Below are 16711 nucleotides of genomic sequence, written 5' to 3' on the forward strand. Positions count from 1 at the left end.
CGGTGAACAGCGTGGGCCAGTGGAAGGGGAACGAGGCATGAGCGAAGTGGGTGCGTCGGCGACGGGCCTTCGGAGCCGTGCGTTCCGGATTCTCCTCGCGTCATGGGGTGCCTCGTCGATCGGAGACGGGGTTCTCACGGCAGCGTTGCCGTTGTTCACCGCGGTGAGCACTCGCGATCCGCTGTCGGTGTCGATCGTGGCGGTCGCGTCGGTGTTGCCCTGGTTGGTCGTGGCCCTGCTCGCTGGGGCGCTTGTCGATCGGTGGTCTCCGCGGACGACCCTGATCGTCAGTCTCGTGGTCCGCAGCGGCCTGACGTTGTCCTTGGGCGCGTTGATCATGTTGGGGAGCGCGAACGTCGCCGTCTTGGCGGTGTCCGCGTTCATGTTGAGCAGCGCGGAAACCTTCGCGGACTCGGCCGGGCAGAAACTGTTGGTGGCGTTGGCCGGTCGGTCCGAACTGGAGCGCGCCAACGGGCGCGTGGTGAGTGCAGAGACTGCGGGGGTGGAAATCGCGGGTCCTTTGGCCGCGGCGGGGTTGTTCGCGTGGAAACCGGAATTCTGCTTTCTGGCGGTTGGAGTCACGTTCGTCGTCGCGGGGCTCCTGGCGGCGACGGTGAGCGTTCGCGTCGAACGACCGGCGAAGCGGGAGACCACAGCGCTGCGCACTGAGGTCCTCGAAGGCCTGCGGTTTCTCGTGCGGCAGCGCACACTGCGGGCGGTGGTCGGCGTCGTAGGGCTGACCGCGTTCTTGACCAGCGGCGTCAACGCCGTGGCGTTCCTCTATGCGATCGAATCGCTGCATCTTCCGGTGGCATCGGTCGCTACTTTGCTCGTGTGCACAGCCGTTGGAGCCCTCGCTGCGGCGCCGCTCGCCTCCAAGCTGGCGCTGCGATGGGGCAGTGGAAGGGTGATGATCTGCGCACTCTTCGTCCTGGCCGTCGGCATCGCGACGTTGGGTGTCGGAAGATCGCAGTGGGCGGCCTGGGTGGCGTACCTGGTCATGGGCGTCGGCGCTGGCGCGTGGAACGTGCTTTCCTCAGCCAATCGCCAACGACTCACACCGCCACCTCTGATGGGGCGAGTGACCAGTGCGCACCGGGTATTGGCGTGGGGGCTGATGCCGCTGGGTGCGGCACTCGCGGGCCCCGTCGCCGCGATGACCTCGCTGCGTGCGGTCATCATCGGCGCGGCCGTCGTAGTCATGGCGATCGCCCTGCTCTCCGCTCCGAGACTGCTCGGGGTTGCTCAGGCAATGGACCGCGCCGAGGTAGAAGAGGTCGTCGAGTCGTCGCCGGGCTAGAGGCTTGCGTGAGCAACGGCATGCGGCCGCCAAACGCACGGTTCGGAGTCTGAGGCGACTTGACGGCAGTCAGCCTTGGCGGGCTACCGCGAGCCTGCTGCTGATGCCGCCGGTCAGCAGCGGGCCGAGCAGACCGGAGGCGATGAGCAGCACCGCGGGCACGACCGCGTGCGCCACCGGGTAGAGCAGGACCGCCGCGGCGAGCGTGGCGCCGTGGACCAGGCTCGCCAGTGCGATCACGCGGCGTCCGTCCCGTGCCGTGTCGAGGCTGCGGGCGACGAAGGGGCCGAGCAGGTGCGGCGCGGTGATGCAGGCGCCGAGCGCACCGGCCAACCAGCCCGGATCTCCGCTGGTGGTGACGAGCAGGACGATGGCCACGACCGCGCCACCGTCGGCCGTGCGAGCCAGGGTGGCGGCCAGGACGTACCGCAGCAGCGCGCTGCTGCGGGTTCGCGTGGTCGTGCTCTCCCCGGTCATCGCCTCCCGAGCCACCCTCAGCGGAGGTCGAGTTGCCGGACGACCCGGGCGACTTCGGCGCGATCGTCGTCGGACAGCGGGCGCAGCGGGCGCGGCAGGTTGGGGCGCCCCACGAGACCGAGGATTTCGGCGATCGCGGAGACCACGCGGAGACTGCCGTGGCGGCCGAACAGCTCCCACAGCGGTTGCAGCCGTTGGGATGCCGCGGTGGCTCCGGCAGCGTCACCGGCCTCGGCCGCGCGGGTGATCGCCAAGGCGGGTTCGGGCAGAGTCCCGGCCACGACGGAGTACCAGGCGTGGCACCCGGCGTTGAGACCGGTTGCGGCCAGCGGGTCCCCGCTGACGCCGATCGTCACCGACGGCAGCAGCGCGCGCAGCGCCGAGACGCGTTCCGCGGCGGCTGCGGGGTCGGCCGGCACCCCGGGGATCTTGATGGAGGTGACGTGCGGCAGCTCGGCGATGCGGGCGTAGAGGTCGTCGGTGAAGGTGACGTGCGTGGTTCCGGGGTTGTCGTAGACCACCAGCGGCACCGAGAGCTCGGCGGTGACGTCCTCGTAGAGCCCGAACACCTCGTCCTCGGTGAGCGCCTGGTACGACACCGGCGCCAGCAGCACGCCCGAAGCGCCCGCCTCCTGGGCGTCCTCGGCGAGTTCGAGGACGTCGCGGGTGCGCATCGATCCGATGCCGACGATCACCGGCGTCGTTCCGGAGTGCTCGACGGCCCGTCGCGTCGCGCGGGCGCGCTCGGCGCGGTCCAGGTACGGGTACGAGCCGGTGGAACCGAGCGCGGTGATCGAATCGACGCCCGCAGCGCCGAGCCGTTCGACGAGCCCGGCGAACGCCTCCTCGTCGATGCCGCGGTCGGTGACGGGCGTGAGCGGGAACGCGCTGAGACCGGTAAACATGAATCCTCCGAAGGTCGGTCCTGCAGTGGCGGGTAGGGGAAACGGATTCGTCCGAAGTGGACGTTCAGGTCCTCTTCTTCGAGTGCAGGAGAGCGGCGAGGTCGGCGGCGAAGGCCTCCGCTCGCTGCGGGCTGATGGTGGAGGTGGTCACCCGCAGCGCTCCCGCGCCGCGCTCGGTGACCGCGAAGTCGGAACCGCCGCGCACCGCCCAGCTGCGCGCGGCCAGCGCGTCGATCAAGCGCCGTTCCCCTCGTCCCACCGGAATCCAGGCGTTGAGCCCGTCGCGGTCCGGTGGCAGGGAGATGCCGTGCTCGTGCAGCGCGCCGGTCAGCGAGCGCAGGCGCTCGGCGTAGGAGTCGCGGGCGTGGCGCAGCAGCCGGCCGGTCTCCTCGTCGTGCAGCATCGTTGCCACGACGTGCTGCAGGGCGTGGCTGATCCAGCCCGCCGTCGAGCTCAGCCGCGCGCTCAGCTGGGCCGCACTGTCCTCATCGGACAGCACGAACGCCAGCCGCAGGTCTGGTCCGAGGAACTTCGACATCGACCGCACCAGCGCCCAGCGCGGAGCGTTCGCCGGGGTGATGCGGTGGTAGGACCGGGCCGAGATCGCGGAGAAGTGGTCGTCCTCGATGACCAGCACCTCCGGGTGCCGGGACAGCAGTTCCCGCAACTCCTCGGCCCGTTCGCCGGTGAGGCTCGCGCCGGTCGGGTTGTGCGCCCGAGGTGTGCACACCACCGCCCGAACGCCGGCCTCCAGCGCCCGGGACAACCCGTCCGGTGTCATCCCGTCCGCGTCCACGGGCACCGGCACGCTCCGGTAGCCGTTCAGCCGCATCGTGCCGATGCTCGACAGGAAGCACGGATCTTCGACCGCCACCGCATCACCGCGGGTGAGGTGCGCACCGAGCAGGCGCTCCACCGCATCCGCCGCGCCGTGGGTGAGCACGAGCCCGCGCGCGACGGGCCCGACATCGGGAGCCATCTCGGCATCGACCCACGCCGCCAGGCGCTCGTCGATCGGCGGATGTCCGTACAGCGCGGGCACGTACCCGGCTCCGAAGGCCGCCCGGGGATCGGGCAGGAACTCGATCGCGGGATTGCCGTCGGAGAGGTTGACCAGCTCACGAGCGGCGCTGCGGCCTTCGCCGTCCAGCGAGGGGACGCCGAGCACGACGGTTCCGCCGCGGCGCCTTGTCTCGACCAATCCCGCCGCGGCCAGCTGCGCGTAGGCGGACGCGACTGTGTTGCGGTTGACCCCCAACTCGGCCGCGAGCCCGCGGATCGGCGGCAGAGCAGCACCTTTCGCCAGCCCGCCGGAGTCGATCAGTCTGCGGATCGACTCGACGATCTCCGCAGCGCTGGACCCGGCGATCGCCTGGGCCTGCCCTCGTCGCGCCATCGCACCAACGTTAAATGTCCTAGGACACAAAAGCCAACACGAGTACCCCGCCTCGCCGGCTCGAGCAGATCCGCCGCAGCTATTACTTCAGTGAAGGATGAAATCAATTCGGGAGCCGTGCGGAGGCGTGGCCCTGGACTTCGAGGGCGCAGGCCCGTGGCTCTCCTGCAGGCGTTGATCACGCGATCAGCCGGGGCGGGGGAGTTGATTCCCGCGCCCCGGCTGGTGTTCGTGGTGGAGTTCAGCGCGTGAGCAGCTGGGCCGGGGTGGTGGAGGCGTGGTGGAGCGCCCATTCGAGGGGACCGCGGTGCAGCAGCGCGCGCCAGGTGGTCGTGATCAGCATCGTCGCGGCGACGAGGACCAGCCAGGGGAGGTAGGGGTTCTGGGCGCTCATCTGTCCCAGCTGTTCGGGCCCGACGGCCTTCAGGGCGAGCAGGTGTCCGGTGTAGGAGGTCAGCGCGAGCGCGCCGACCGAGGAGATCGGCAGCAGCGACCAGCGCAGGCGCTGGCCGAGCAGGCACAGCCCGATCACCGCGATGGCGACCCCACCGGCACCGATGATCTCGAACGGGGTGCCGCTGTGCGCGGAGGCGGTGAGCAGCCAGACCGCGGAGGTGGTCGGTGCGGTCCCCAGGCTCGACGACATCACCGCGTCGAGGATTTCCGGTGGGAGCCCGGCGGGCAGCGTCGACAGCAGGCTTTCCTTGCCGCCGAAGAGGTTCATCGCGACCCAGGAGCCGCCGTAGCCGAGGATTCCCAGGCCCACGCCCGCGGCGATCAGCTCGCCGCGCACCGCGAGCAGGTCGAGCCTGCCCAGCGCCATGCCGATGAGCAGGAACGGCAGCCACGTCAGCACCGGGTACGCGCCGGTGAGCAGCAGGCCGTGGAAGACGGTCCACAGCCCTTCCGCCGAACCGAAGTCGCCGAAGTTCGGGGCGTATCCGAGCTGGTTGGTCTCGATGCCGCTGCGTAGCGCGAACGACAGCAGCGGTGCGCCGATCGCGAGCACCGCGGCGAGGATCGCCAAGGCACCCGCGCGCAGCCGCAGCAGCGGGATCGAGAGCAGGAACAGCACGCCGTAGAACGCCAGGATCACCATCGCGGGCACCTGGAGCGTGGTCAGGGCGATGCCGAGCAGGAACAGCAGGACGGCGCGGACGGCGATGCGCACCCTGGAGCCGCGCATCCGGGTCCCGTCGAAGGGCTGGGATCCGCCGCTGAGCAGTGCGATCGACACCCCGGCGAGCACCGCGAACAGCGCTGCGGCCCGGCCGGCCGCGAGTGCCGACGGCCAGGCGGTGGGTGGCATGGCGTGCGCGGCGAACATGCCGAACACCGCGAGCCCCCGCGCCACGTCCAGGCCCACCAGCCTGACCTGATGGGTCCGCTTCGGAGGATCTTGTTCGCTGGTGATGATCTGCGTCGTCGAATTCACGTGTAAGACCGTCGCACTCGCGGTCGGTGCCGCGGATCGACCGCGAGGCCGGATCAGCTAGCACTTTGGGACAGTCCCGCCCTACTACTCCTGGACGACCCGAGGCCGGAGGAGCGGCTCCGTCCACGACTCATGACGGTCTCATGTGGACAACCGGGGTGCGCGGATCTGTCAGGCCGGGAGCAGGTGGCCGCCCTCGGTTTCCCAACGGGATTCGGATGAGCCCTCGGTCGACGTCGGATCTTCGGCCAGCAGCTCGGCCGGGGAGGCGACGCTGTTGTGTTCGGCCGCTCTTGCCAGCACCGCGTCCCCGCGGAGTTCGGTCGTGTCGGCGGGGATGACGAGCAGAACCACGTGGTGCCCGCTCGGGTCCGTCAAGCTGACCGTGCGCCGGTCGAGCGTGTGGAAGCCTTCGAGGCGCACCTGGTGCCCCTGGACGCGGAGCTTCCTGGGGGCCGGGTCCCACGCGGTCAGGTTGTAGGCGAGCCGGGTCATCGGACCCAAGGTGGCGGTGAGCGCGGTGAGCAGCGACGTGAACTCCGTCGCCGGGTTCGTCGAACGCGGCCACCAGGCGCCGTCGACGAATCCCCGCGTGCCGGTTGCGGGCTTGAGGGTGAGGCGCGCTGCGCTTCCCGGATGTTGGTCGGGTCCCATGGTGGAACTCCTTCCCGGTCGGTGAACGACCGGTTCTGACCCCCGGGACTGCGCGCTGGACCGCTCACGTTGCCGAGAACCTCGTTGATCCCAGCCTACGCCGGATATCCTTGATCAGGGGCTTTCGCCGCATCCGGGCGCCGGTTCCGACGGGTGCGCTGTGCCAGCCGGTTGATGGGGCGCGGCGTAGGCTGGCGACATGGCTGAACGCCTGGTCACGGACCGGTTGATCCTGCGGAGCTGGGAGATGGAGGACGTGTCCGCGGCCTTCGAGGTCTTCGGGCACGCCGATGTCGCCCGCTGGCTGAGCCCGATCATGGATCGAGTCCCGGACCTGGCGGCGATGCGGGTGCTGCTGCGGCAGTGGATCGTCGAGGATCTGCGCGCGGAACCTCCCACCGGGCGGTGGTGCGTTCAGCGGCGCGAGGACGCCGCGGTGATCGGCGGTGGGGCGCTGCTGCCGCTGCCTCCGGGCGGCGAGGACCTCGAAATCGGGTGGCAGCTGCACCCCGCGGCGTGGAAGCAGGGCTACGCCAGCGAGGCGACCTACGCGATGGCGCGGTGGGCGTTCAGCCACGACGCCGATGAGCTCTACGCCGTCGTCCGGCCGGAGAACACCCGCGCGGTGTCGGCGATCCGGCGCAACGGCATGGAGTGGGTGGGCGAAACCGGCAAGTACTTCGGTCAGCCCATGCAGCTGTACCGGCTCCGGCCCGCTGACCTCGATCAGGCGCGACCGGGCGCACTTCCACCGGGCTTCGAACCCGAATGAGCGGCGTAGCATGGGACTAGCTGGTAGAGCAGAAGGCCCACGGTTCAGGCGACGCAGCGTCGGTGTTTCGCGATTGCTCCCCTCGTCGATTCGCCCCCACGACCACGCCTGCCCGGCCGGCTCCACGAACTCCGGGAGCAGCACATGACCGCAGCACGAGCCCGCGTCCACGACGCGGCGCTGGTCACCTTCGACGAACGACGCACCGCACCCACCACGGAGATGTCCCGACCCCCTGGGCTGCGCTTGCAGCTGACCCGGCCACGCGCCGATCTGACGGTGCTGACCGCAGCGGGCGACATCGATTCCAGCAACGTCGCCGAGCTGGCGGATCTGCTCTGGCCCGCGCTGCTCGTCGAACACTCCTCGATCGTCCTCGACTTCACGGCGGTCACCTTCCTCGGCGTCGCCGGGCTGGAGCTGCTCTCCGCGGCGAACACCTACGCGCCGCACCGCGGGCTGCGGATCGTCCTCATCGCCGGTCAACCGGCCGTCGAGCGCGCCGTGCGCGCCGGCAGCCCCGACGTGGCGCTGGACCGGGCACCCCACCTGGCTTCCTGCACGACGATCACGGCCGCCGCGCGCGAGCGCGAGCCCGCGCGGATGCTCACCGCGTAACCGGATCCGGTGATGGGCGCAACACGCGCGGACGCGGGGAAATGCGTGAACCGCCTGGTCAGGGGCATCCTTCCTGGATGTCAACACGAGGTGTGGTGATGTGAGGGCGCGTCGCGTCGGGCGGATAGAGTTCTCCTCCGTCCAGCCCTCGATTCACAGCCGGAGACGCCCGCGTGTCTGATCAGTTCGTTCACCTGCACGTGCACACCGAGTTCTCGATGCTCGACGGTGCTGCCAAGCACGATGCGCTGTTCGCCGAGGTCGCTCGGCTCGAACAGCCCGCGGTGGCGATGACCGACCACGGCAACATGTACGGCGCGCACTCCTTCTACAAGAAGGCCGTCAAGGCCGGGGTGACGCCGATCATCGGCATCGAGGCCTACATCGCTCCGGAGAGCCGGTTCCACAAGAAGCCGGTGTTCTGGGGCGCGCGGGCGCGAACCGGGAAGAAGGAAGTCGACGAGTACGGCGAGAGCGGCGACGTCTCCGGCGCCGGTGCGTACACGCACATGACGATGCTCGCCCAGAACTCCACCGGCCTGCGCAACCTGTTCCGGCTGTCGTCGCTGGCCAGCATGGAGGGGTTCTTCCGCAAGCCGCGGATGGACAAGGAGCTGATCGCCGAGCACGCCGAGGGCATCATCGCCACCTCCGGGTGCCTGGCGGGGGAGATCCTGACCCGGCTGCGGCTGGGTCAGAAGCAGGAGGCGCTGCAGGCCGCCTCGGACTACAAGGACATCTTCGGGGCCGACCGGTTCTTCATCGAGGTCATGGACCACGGCATCCAGATGGAGCGCAACATCCGCGGTGAGCTGCTCGACATCGCCCAGCAGCTGGACCTGCGGACGGTGGCGACCAACGACAGCCACTACGTGACCAACGACCAGGCCGGGCACCACGACGCGCTGCTGTGCCTGCAGACGCGCTCCATGATCGCCGACACCGACCGGTTCAAGTTCAACGGCGACGGCTACCACATCAAGAGCTCGGAGGAGATGCGCGAGTACTGGGACACCGAGGTCCCGGGCGCGGCCGACAGCACGCTGCTGATCACCGAGATGGTGGAGGGCTACGAGGAGGCGTTCGCCGCGCACAACCGGATGCCGCAGGCGAAGGTCGAGGCCGGCCGCACCGACGTGGAGATGCTGCGCGACGAGGTCGAGTCGTTCATCCCGACCCGGTTCTCCGGCGACAGCTTCACCCAGGAGTACCGCGACCAGCTCGAGTGGGAGCTCAAGGTCATCACCGAGAAGGGGTACAGCTCGTACTTCCTGGTGGTCGGCGACATGATCCGGTGGGCCAAGAACAACGGGATCCGAGTGGGGCCGGGCCGTGGTTCGGCGGCGGGCGCGCTGCTGTCGTACGTGCTGCACATCATCGACATCGATCCGCTCCAGCACGGGTTGCTGTTCGAGCGGTTCCTCAACCCCGAGCGCGACTCGCCGCCCGACATCGACATCGACTTCGACGAGCGCCAGCGCGAGCGGGTCATCCAGTACGCCAAGGAGAAGTACGGCGAGGAGTTCTTCGCCAAGGTCATCACCTACGGCACGATTAAGACCAAGGCCGCGTTCAAGGACGCCGCTCGGGTGCACATGGGGCAGGCCGGTTTCCAGCTGGCCGACCAGTTCTCCAAGGCGCTGCCCGCGCCGATCGCGGCCAAGGACATCCCGCTGTCGGGGATCGTCGATCCCGACCACGAGCGCTACCCGGAGGCCGCCGAGGTCCGCTCCCTGATCGAGACCGATCCGCAGATCGGCAAGATCTTCGACACCGCCCGCGGGCTGGAGGGCCTGATCCGCAACGCGGGTGTGCACGCGTGCGCGCACATCATCTCGCGGGAGCCGCTGCTCGACGTGCTGCCGCTGTGGAAGCGCGACGACGGCGAGATCATCACCGGCTGGGACGGTCCGCAGTGCGAGGACGTCGGCCTGCTCAAGATCGACATCCTGGGCCTGGTCAACATGACCACGATCGACGACACCGTGCGGATGGTGAAGACCAACCACGCCACGGAGGTCGAACCGCTCGACATCCCGCTGGATGACGACGCCACCTACGAGATGCTGGGGCGGGGCGAGAGCCTGGGAGTGTTCCAGCTCGAAGGTGGCGGCATGCAGTCGCTGCTCAAGCGCATGCAGCCGACCCGGTTCGGCGACATCGTCGCCTGCGTGGCGCTGTACCGGCCGGGTCCGATGGACGTCAACGCGCACCTGGACTACGCCGACCGCAAGAACGGCAAGAAGCCGGTCGAGCCGATCCACCCGGAGCTCGACGAGCCGCTCAAGGACATCCTGGGCGAGACCTACGGTCTGATCGTCTACCAGGAGCAGATCATGGCGATCGCCCAGAAGGTCGCCGGGTACACCCTCGGACAAGCCGACCTGCTCCGACGCGCGATGGGCAAGAAGAAGAAGGAGGTGATGGACGAGCAGTTCGCCCGGTTCGAGGCCGGCATGAAGGAGCGCGGCTACTCCAAGGCAGCGATCGACCAGCTGTGGGCGACCGTCCTGCCCTTCGCCGGGTACGCGTTCAACAAGTCCCACGCCGCCGCGTACGGGCTGGTGACCTACTGGACCGCCTACCTCAAGGCCCACTACCCGGCCGAGTACATGGCCGCGCTGCTGACCGCCAACAGCAACAACAAGGACAAGACGGCGGTCTACCTGTCGGAGTGCCGGCGCATGAGCATCCAGGTGCTGCCGCCGGACGTGAACGAGTCCATGACCGAGCACACCGCGGTCGAGGGGCGCATCCGCTTCGGCATGGGCGCGATCCGCAACGTCGGCGCCAACGTCGTCGAATCGGTGATCGCCTCCCGCGAGGAGAAGGGGAAGTTCTCGTCGTTCTCGGACTTCCTCGACAAGATCGAGATCACCGCGTGCAACAAGCGGGTCATCGAATCGCTGATCAAGGCCGGTGCGTTCGACTCGCTGCGCCACACGCGGATGTCGCTCAACGCCCACCACGAGGCCGGGGTCGATGCGGTGATCGGGCTCAAGCGCCAGCAGGCGATGGGCCAGTTCGACCTGTTCGGGGGCGCTGACTCCGGTCCCAGCGAGGACACCTCGCCGTTGGCGCACCTGCAGTTCACCGACGAGGAGTGGCCGCGCAAGCAGCTGCTGGCCTACGAGCGCGAGATGCTGGGGCTCTACGTCTCCGCGCACCCGCTCGACGGTGCCGAGAGGCTGCTGGCCCCGTACCAGGACACCAGCATCGCCGAGCTCGTCGGCGGCGAACGCGAACCCAGCGGGTACGGCAGCAAGGAGCAGCAGCCCAAGATCGCCGGCATGATCTCCGGCATCCAGCGGCGGCTGAACAAGAACGGCCAGCCCTGGGCCATCGTCACGCTGGAGGACTTCGAAGCCAGCATCGAGGTGCTGTTCTTCCCGAAGTCCTACGAGATGTTCGCCGACTGCCTGGTCGAGGACAACGCGCTGGCGGTCAAGGGCCGGGTCAACGAGCGCGAGGGCGAGATCAGCGTGTTCGCCTCCGACGCGGTCCCGATCGACATCACCGCGGCCGAGACCGACCCGGGCAGCGAACCGCCCCTGGTGCTCAAGGCCGATTCACGCAAGCTCAACGCCGAGGTGATCAGCGAGCTCAAGCAGACGTTGACCGCGCACAAGGGGACCACGCCCGTGCACGTGCACCTGGGCAAGACGCGTCTGGAACTGCCGGAGTGGCCGGTCAACGTGTGCACCGAGCTGGTCTCGGAGCTCAAGTCCGTGCGCGGCATCGCGGTGGAGCGCGCCGGGCGCTGACCGGCCGGACCGGTTCTGGCCGCCTACCGCGGGGAATCGCCCGTCCCGACGGGCGATTCCCCGCGTCGTCCTAGTCCTCGACGTAGACGAGGGCGTCGCCGACGGCGCGCTCCTCGCTACCGCTGGGCTTGTTGGCCAGGGTGCCGTCGACCGACATGGTGGTGGAACCGCCACCGTCGAGGTTGACCGCGTCGGTCAGTCCCAGCGCCTGGGCGACCGCGGCGGTCTCGTCCATCGTGGTGCCGACGCTGGTGGTCTGCCTGCCGTCGATGGTGGCCAGCAGGATCGTGCCGTCCGGGGTGGTTCCGGCGATGGTGCGCGGGTTGCGCGCGAAGAAGTCACCGGAACCCGGCGGCACGACCACCTCGCCGCCGGCCATGAGCCGGTAGCGGCCGTTGACGCCGAACAGGCCCGGTCGCAGGTCGACCTGGTCGCCGTTCTCGTCGGTCAAGGTCGAGGACGTGTCGAGGCAACCCCGCGCGGTGATGGCCAGCAGTGCGGCCGCGTCCTGGCCGGTCGCCTGCAGCGAGGTCTGGTCGGGCGCGAGCGTCGTGCCGCGCGCGGCGGAGCTGCGCACGACGCATCCGCGCTGGTCCAGCACCACTTCGGTGCCGTTCCCGGAGGGGGTGGGGCCGAACTCGGGGTTGAACAGGACCACGTCTCCCGGCTGGGCGCACTGCGTCTGGTCGGGCAGCTCTGTGCATTCGGCCGGGACCACCGGCGGGTGGTTGAGATGTTCGAGCGGCATGGTGGCCTCGGTCTGCCGGTTCCGCACCGAACCGGACCAGGCGGTGCGGCCCATGAGGACCTCGTCGCTGTTGCTGTCGACGATCAGGTCCGCTTCCGCCTCGGCGGTGGTCGGCTCGCTGAGCAGCTTCCCCCCGTAGACGCCCAGTCCGACCGGGTCGCCGGGGTACTGCGGATTCGCGGAGAAGGTGAAGAACGAGGCGTTCACCCCGGCCAGGGCGCCGGAGAGGCGCACCAGGTCGGTGGTCTTCTCCACCGGTGCGAGGTCGGGGCCGTAGGTCGCTTCGACGTGGCCCTTGGCCCGGGTGGGGTCGATGGCGAGCACGTTGACCACCCAGGGGCCGCGGGTGGTGGTGTTGATCTGGTCGGGCGGGGCGGGCTCGGTTCCGCGGACGATCCGCGTCAGCTCGACGCCCTCGGCCAGTGCGCGCGTCGACCGCGTCTCCGCCAGGTCGGGGTCGCCGAGCGGGAGCCGATCGCCCTCGGCGCCGGCGCTGCTCGTCGGGACGAAGGGGAGGACGGCCGCGATCGCGAGTCCCGCCGCGAGAGCGGGCGATCGGCGCGTGCGTCGGGAGGTCGGGGTCATGGGCTCAGGCTCGACGGCCCGCGGAACGTTCTCGGGTTCCTGCGGTTGGCCCGCCGGTGAACTGTTCATGACGCGGGCGTGGCACCGCGCACCGCCGCCGCGGATCAGCCGGAGCCGACGGCCGTCCAGGGGTGGTCACGAGCGGTTGACCGGGAGGTTTCGGGCGAGGACGCCGGTGAGGGCGAGTCCGGCGGCGGTGACCCAGAGGACGCCCGCCGCTCCGAGTCCGGCCGCGACCATCCCGATGGCTCCGGGGATGACGACCTGGCCCGCGCGGTTCCCGGTGAGCCGCAACGACATCGCGCGGCCGCGAGCGCCCGGTGGGGCGGATTCGGCGAGCCAGGACATCGTCAGCGGCTGTCCGACGCCGAGTCCGAAACCGGCGACGGTGACCGCGAGCAGCAGCAGCCAGACCGGTACGGGCGCGGCGGCGAGGGTGATGCCGGCGGCGGCGCCGAAGATGCTCAGGATCAGCAGGCGGCGGCGCCCGATCGACTCGGAGAGCCGCCCGAGGAAGAACCGCGAGGCCATCGACGAGGCGGCGCGCAGCACCAGCAAGGTGCCGATCAGGGATGAGGCGATGCCGCGTTCGGCTCCGAGCGCGGGCAGGTAGACCAGGGAGATGTCGACCGCGGCGAGCACCGCGCACGCCGTCAGCAGCGCTCCGGCCAGTCCCGGCAGCCGGAGCAGTTGGCGCACGCCGACGTTCTCGGTGGTGGCCGGGCCGCGTTCGGTCCGCGTGCTCTCGATGGCGAAGGTCAGGGCGACCAGCGCGATCGCGACGGCGATGCCGGCCTGGAAGATCGGTGTGGTGTCCGGGATCGCCTGCGTCCCGCCGAAAGCCACGATCATCAGCGGTCCTGCTGCTTGGCCGAGGGAGGCGGCGAAGGTGTAGTAGCCGAACGCGGAGTCCATCCGGCCCGACGTCGTGCTGTTGGCCACCAGCGCCTGCTGCCCGACGATCGCTCCCAGGTGCGCGGTTCCGAGCACGACGCTGCCGGCGACCAGTCCGGGCACGGTGTGGCCGAGCGCGAGCAGCACGGTGCCCGCCGCGCACATGAGCAGGCTGCCGGCGAACATCACGCGCCGTTCGCCGAGCCGGTCGACGATGTGCCCGGCGGGCAGCGCCAGCACGAGCGGCACGAGGGCGAAGCTGCCGGAGAGCACGCCGAGCCACGACGCCGGAACGCCGAGTTCGAGCGCCCGGTAGGTGGTGGCGGGACGCAGGACGAAGGTGATGAGCTGGGTGAGCGTGGCGTGGCCGAGCAGCGCCCAGACCTGCCGGTTGGCGTTGATCATCGGTGCAGGCGGTGTCCGGCTCGGGCCGCGAGGCTGGTGTCGATGTGCTCGGTCATGACGGCGGCGGCTCCCTCGGAGTCACCGGCGATGATGGTCTCGGCCAGCATCCGGTGCTCCTCGTCCTTCTTGGCGCGCGCCTCCGGTCCGCGGTCGACCTCGAGGGCGAACCTGCGGTAGCGGTCGGCCTTGTCCCACAGGCCTTCCAGCGCCTCGATGAGCAGCTCGTTGTGCGAGGCGCGGTAGATCGCGCGGTGGTAGCGGCGGTGGTGCAGCAGCTGTTCGCAGTCCGGGTTCGAGGGCATCGCGCGCAGTCCGTCCAGGGACGCGCGGATCGCGGCGATGTCGTCCTTGGTGCGGCGCTGCGCGGCCAGCGAGGCGGCCAGCGGGTCGAGGGATCGGCGCATCTCGAGCAGGTCGCGGTTCTCCTCGGCCTTGAGCTCGGTGACCCTGGCGTCGCGGTGCGCGCCGAGCTCGACGAGGCCTTCGGCGTTGAGTCGGCGCAGCGCTTCGCGGAGCGGGGTGGTGCTGATGCCGATGGCGCGCGCGAGCGTGGCCTGGTGGATCACCGATCCGGGTGGGAGGTCGCCGGAGAGGATCTTCTCCCGCACCGCGTCGTAGGCGACGTCGCTCTTGGTCGTCAGCGGTGCTGCAGGTTCCGGCATCTGCCCGCCCTCCTCGCTCTCCTATAGCCTACAAGCCGAGCGTGCCGATCCGCTTCGGCGGCGGAATGGGCTTTTTCACAGGGGAATGCGGACGGTGGTCGGCCTGCGGGCTGATCGCGATGCGGATGTCTCCAACGCTGGCGGGGCGAGGTTATAACGACCATCGCGGCGTGTGCTCTGATCTCCGCCGGTGTTAATTCGTGAGAAACCCACGCGATTGGCGGCGGACATGTTTAGGCTCAACGATCTCACCGTTGGCCGGTCGTCTACCTGTGGAGATCACATGGGCTCGCGTGCGCGGAACGTTTCCCGACGTCGTTTTCTCGGTCACGGCACCGCCGGGGCCGCGGCCGTGCTCCTCGGCACCGGGACGTGGAGCGCGGCGAGCTCGTTCGCCTCCCCGATGCGCGCGGGAAACCCGTTCACGCTGGGAGTGGCCTCGGGCGACCCGCTGCCCGACGGCGTGGTGCTGTGGACGCGACTGGCCACCGACCCGTTCGCCGAGGACGGCAGCGGCGGCATGTCGCCGGAACCGGTCCGGGTGGAGTACGAGGTCGCCACCGACGAGAAGTTCGCCGACGTCGTCCGCCGGGACAGCGTCGTGGCGACCCCGGAACTCGGCCACTCGGTGCACCCCGAGATCACCGGCCTCGAACCCGACCGGGAGTACTTCTACCGGTTCCGCGCCGGTGGCGAGATCTCGATGGCGGGCAGGACCAGGACGACGCCCGCGCTCGCGGCCGCCCCGAGCGCGCTGAACTTCGCGTTCGCCTCCTGCCAGGCGTGGCAGGACGGCTACTTCACCGCCTACGACCACATGGCGGAGGAGGACCTCGACCTCGTGGTCCACCTCGGCGACTACATCTACGAGTACGGCGTGGCGGACAACAAGCGCGGCGTCACCACCGACCCGAAGTTCCACACCGAGACCTTCGACCTCGCCCGCTACCGCCTCCAGTACGGGCTCTACAAGGCCGAGGCGCCGTTGCAGCGGGCGCACGCGCGCTTCCCGTGGATCATGACGATGGATGACCACGAGGTCGAGAACAACTGGGCCGGCGATCTCTCGCAGGTCGATGACGAGCCGGACCAGGACCCGGCGGTGTTCCGCGAGCGCAGGGCCGCCGCGTTCCAGGCGATGTACGAGAACATGCCGCTGCGGCAGGCCCAGACGCCCGACGGCCCGGGCCTGCGGCTGCACCGCCGCCTGTCCTACGGCGACCTCGCCGACTTCACGATGATCGACACCCGCCAGTACCGGGACGACCAGCCCTGCGGGGACGGTTCGTCGGCCTCCTGCGACGACCGCTTCGACCCGGACCGCACGATCCTCGGTGCAGCGCAGCGGGATTGGGTGCTCGACGGGTTCTCCAGCTCGAAGGCGCAGTGGCAGGTGCTGGGCAACCAGGCGCCGATGGGCCAGACCGACCGCGACGCGGGCGAAGCGGTCGACGTGTTCATGGACCCCTGGGACGGCTACGTCGCCGAGCGCGACCGGTTGCTGGCCGCCGCCCAGGATCGCGGGGTGCGCAACCTCGTGGTCATCACCGGCGACCGGCACCAGAACTACGCGTGGGACCTCAAGCGCGACTTCACCGATCCGAATTCGCCCGTGGTGGCCGGCGAGTTCGTCGGCACCTCGATCTCCAGCGGCGGTGATGGCGGGGACACGACCGAGGAGACCGAGCGGCTCCTCGCCGCCAACCCGCACATGAAGTTCATCAACTCGCAGCGCGGCTACGTCCGGGTCAGCGTCGATCGGCAGCAGTGGCGCAGCGATTTCCGCGTCGTCCCGTACGTGACGGAGGAGGGCGCGCCGATCGAAACCCGCGCCACTTTCGTCGTGGAGGACGAGAAGCCCGGCGTGCAGGAGGGCTGACGCTCCTCGACCTGAACCCCGCCGGTGGGCCGCGCTGAGAACGCGTTCCACCGGCGGGGTTTCGCTGTGGCGGGGTCAGCCTGCGGTGTGGAGGCCCTGGGAGATGAGGTCCATGACGGAGGAGTCGGCGAGCGTGGAGACGTCGCCGACTTCGCGGTTCTCGGCGACGTCGCGCAGCAGGCGGCGCATGATCTTGCCGGAGCGGGTCTTGGGCAGT

The 16711-nt window shown here is 69.8% G+C and carries 13 protein-coding genes; 5 read left to right on the forward strand and 8 right to left on the reverse strand.

Features of this window, described 5'->3' with window-relative positions:
- Positions 1–37 precede the first annotated feature (37 nt).
- Positions 38–1300: an MFS transporter gene (locus E1202_RS28050; protein WP_132686341.1), complete on the forward strand. Its 1263-nt coding sequence runs from the start codon at positions 38–40 to the stop codon at positions 1298–1300.
- 69 nt (positions 1301–1369) lie between these two features.
- Here E1202_RS28050 and E1202_RS28055 read toward each other — a convergent pair whose 3' ends face one another.
- From E1202_RS28055 to E1202_RS28075, 5 genes are all read right to left on the reverse strand, one after another.
- On the reverse strand, positions 1370–1777 hold the full coding sequence (locus E1202_RS28055; RefSeq protein WP_207918956.1) for a hypothetical protein: 408 nt from the start codon (positions 1775–1777) through the stop codon (positions 1370–1372).
- Between the two features lie 17 nt (positions 1778–1794).
- Positions 1795–2682: a dihydrodipicolinate synthase family protein gene (locus tag E1202_RS28060; protein ID WP_132686342.1), complete on the reverse strand. Its 888-nt coding sequence runs from the start codon at positions 2680–2682 to the stop codon at positions 1795–1797.
- A gap of 64 nt (positions 2683–2746) precedes the next feature.
- Positions 2747–4078 (reverse strand): aminotransferase class I/II-fold pyridoxal phosphate-dependent enzyme, encoded by a 1332-nt coding sequence (locus E1202_RS28065; protein WP_132686343.1) that lies wholly within the window; start codon positions 4076–4078, stop codon positions 2747–2749.
- A 241-nt stretch (positions 4079–4319) separates the two neighbouring features.
- The gene (locus E1202_RS28070) at positions 4320–5513 is read right to left on the reverse strand and encodes a DUF418 domain-containing protein (protein WP_235879070.1); all 1194 of its coding nucleotides are present in this window, start codon (positions 5511–5513) and stop codon (positions 4320–4322) included.
- A gap of 171 nt (positions 5514–5684) precedes the next feature.
- On the reverse strand, positions 5685–6167 hold the full coding sequence (locus E1202_RS28075) for a DUF5994 family protein (RefSeq protein ID WP_132686344.1): 483 nt from the start codon (positions 6165–6167) through the stop codon (positions 5685–5687).
- 199 nt (positions 6168–6366) lie between these two features.
- Here E1202_RS28075 and E1202_RS28080 point away from each other — a divergent pair, with 199 nt between their 5' ends.
- The 3 genes from E1202_RS28080 to dnaE all read left to right on the forward strand — a co-directional run bounded on the left by E1202_RS28080 (position 6367) and on the right by dnaE (position 11321).
- On the forward strand, positions 6367–6939 hold the full coding sequence (locus tag E1202_RS28080; protein ID WP_132686345.1) for a GNAT family N-acetyltransferase: 573 nt from the start codon (positions 6367–6369) through the stop codon (positions 6937–6939).
- A gap of 144 nt (positions 6940–7083) precedes the next feature.
- Entirely contained in the window at positions 7084–7557 is a 474-nt protein-coding gene (locus E1202_RS28085; protein WP_132686346.1) for an STAS domain-containing protein, read from the forward strand.
- A 173-nt stretch (positions 7558–7730) separates the two neighbouring features.
- Positions 7731–11321, forward strand: a complete 3591-nt coding sequence (gene dnaE / locus E1202_RS28090; protein WP_132686347.1) for a DNA polymerase III subunit alpha — start codon at positions 7731–7733, stop codon at positions 11319–11321.
- Between the two features lie 70 nt (positions 11322–11391).
- Here the strand turns inward: dnaE and E1202_RS28095 are convergent, their stop codons facing one another.
- From E1202_RS28095 to E1202_RS28105, 3 genes are all read right to left on the reverse strand, one after another.
- Positions 11392–12654 (reverse strand): phosphodiester glycosidase family protein, encoded by a 1263-nt coding sequence (locus tag E1202_RS28095; protein ID WP_132686348.1) that lies wholly within the window; start codon positions 12652–12654, stop codon positions 11392–11394.
- Positions 12655–12789: 135 nt separating this feature from the next.
- Positions 12790–13953, reverse strand: coding sequence for an MFS transporter (locus E1202_RS28100; protein ID WP_132686349.1), 1164 nt, complete (start codon positions 13951–13953; stop codon positions 12790–12792).
- Positions 13950–14615, reverse strand: a complete 666-nt coding sequence (locus E1202_RS28105) for a GntR family transcriptional regulator (RefSeq protein ID WP_132686350.1) — start codon at positions 14613–14615, stop codon at positions 13950–13952. The genes E1202_RS28100 and E1202_RS28105 overlap by 4 nt, the downstream gene beginning before the upstream one ends.
- A gap of 283 nt (positions 14616–14898) precedes the next feature.
- Between E1202_RS28105 and E1202_RS28110 the strand changes: the two genes are divergently transcribed.
- Complete coding sequence (locus E1202_RS28110) at positions 14899–16494, forward strand: alkaline phosphatase D family protein (RefSeq protein ID WP_132686351.1); 1596 nt, start codon at positions 14899–14901, stop codon at positions 16492–16494.
- The last annotated feature ends 217 nt before the right edge of the window (positions 16495–16711 follow it).

It is taken from the genome of Saccharopolyspora karakumensis, from assembly GCF_004349225.1.
In the GTDB taxonomy this organism is placed as follows: Bacteria; Actinomycetota; Actinomycetes; order Mycobacteriales; family Pseudonocardiaceae; genus Saccharopolyspora; species Saccharopolyspora endophytica.

What these genes read in the sequence shown, in the direction of transcription:
- E1202_RS28050 (WP_132686341.1), top strand. Translation starts at nt 38, where the DNA reads ATGAGCGAAGTGGGTGCGTCGGCGACGGGCCTTCGGAGCCGTGCGTTC.
- E1202_RS28055 (WP_207918956.1), bottom strand. Translation starts at nt 1,777, where the DNA reads ATGACCGGGGAGAGCACGACCACGCGAACCCGCAGCAGCGCGCTGCTG.
- E1202_RS28060 (WP_132686342.1), bottom strand. Translation starts at nt 2,682, where the DNA reads ATGTTTACCGGTCTCAGCGCGTTCCCGCTCACGCCCGTCACCGACCGC.
- E1202_RS28065 (WP_132686343.1), bottom strand. Translation starts at nt 4,078, where the DNA reads ATGGCGCGACGAGGGCAGGCCCAGGCGATCGCCGGGTCCAGCGCTGCG.
- E1202_RS28075 (WP_132686344.1), bottom strand. Translation starts at nt 6,167, where the DNA reads ATGGGACCCGACCAACATCCGGGAAGCGCAGCGCGCCTCACCCTCAAG.
- E1202_RS28080 (WP_132686345.1), top strand. Translation starts at nt 6,367, where the DNA reads ATGGCTGAACGCCTGGTCACGGACCGGTTGATCCTGCGGAGCTGGGAG.
- E1202_RS28085 (WP_132686346.1), top strand. Translation starts at nt 7,084, where the DNA reads ATGACCGCAGCACGAGCCCGCGTCCACGACGCGGCGCTGGTCACCTTC.
- E1202_RS28095 (WP_132686348.1), bottom strand. Translation starts at nt 12,654, where the DNA reads ATGACCCCGACCTCCCGACGCACGCGCCGATCGCCCGCTCTCGCGGCG.
- E1202_RS28100 (WP_132686349.1), bottom strand. Translation starts at nt 13,953, where the DNA reads ATGATCAACGCCAACCGGCAGGTCTGGGCGCTGCTCGGCCACGCCACG.
- E1202_RS28105 (WP_132686350.1), bottom strand. Translation starts at nt 14,615, where the DNA reads ATGCCGGAACCTGCAGCACCGCTGACGACCAAGAGCGACGTCGCCTAC.
- E1202_RS28110 (WP_132686351.1), top strand. Translation starts at nt 14,899, where the DNA reads ATGGGCTCGCGTGCGCGGAACGTTTCCCGACGTCGTTTTCTCGGTCAC.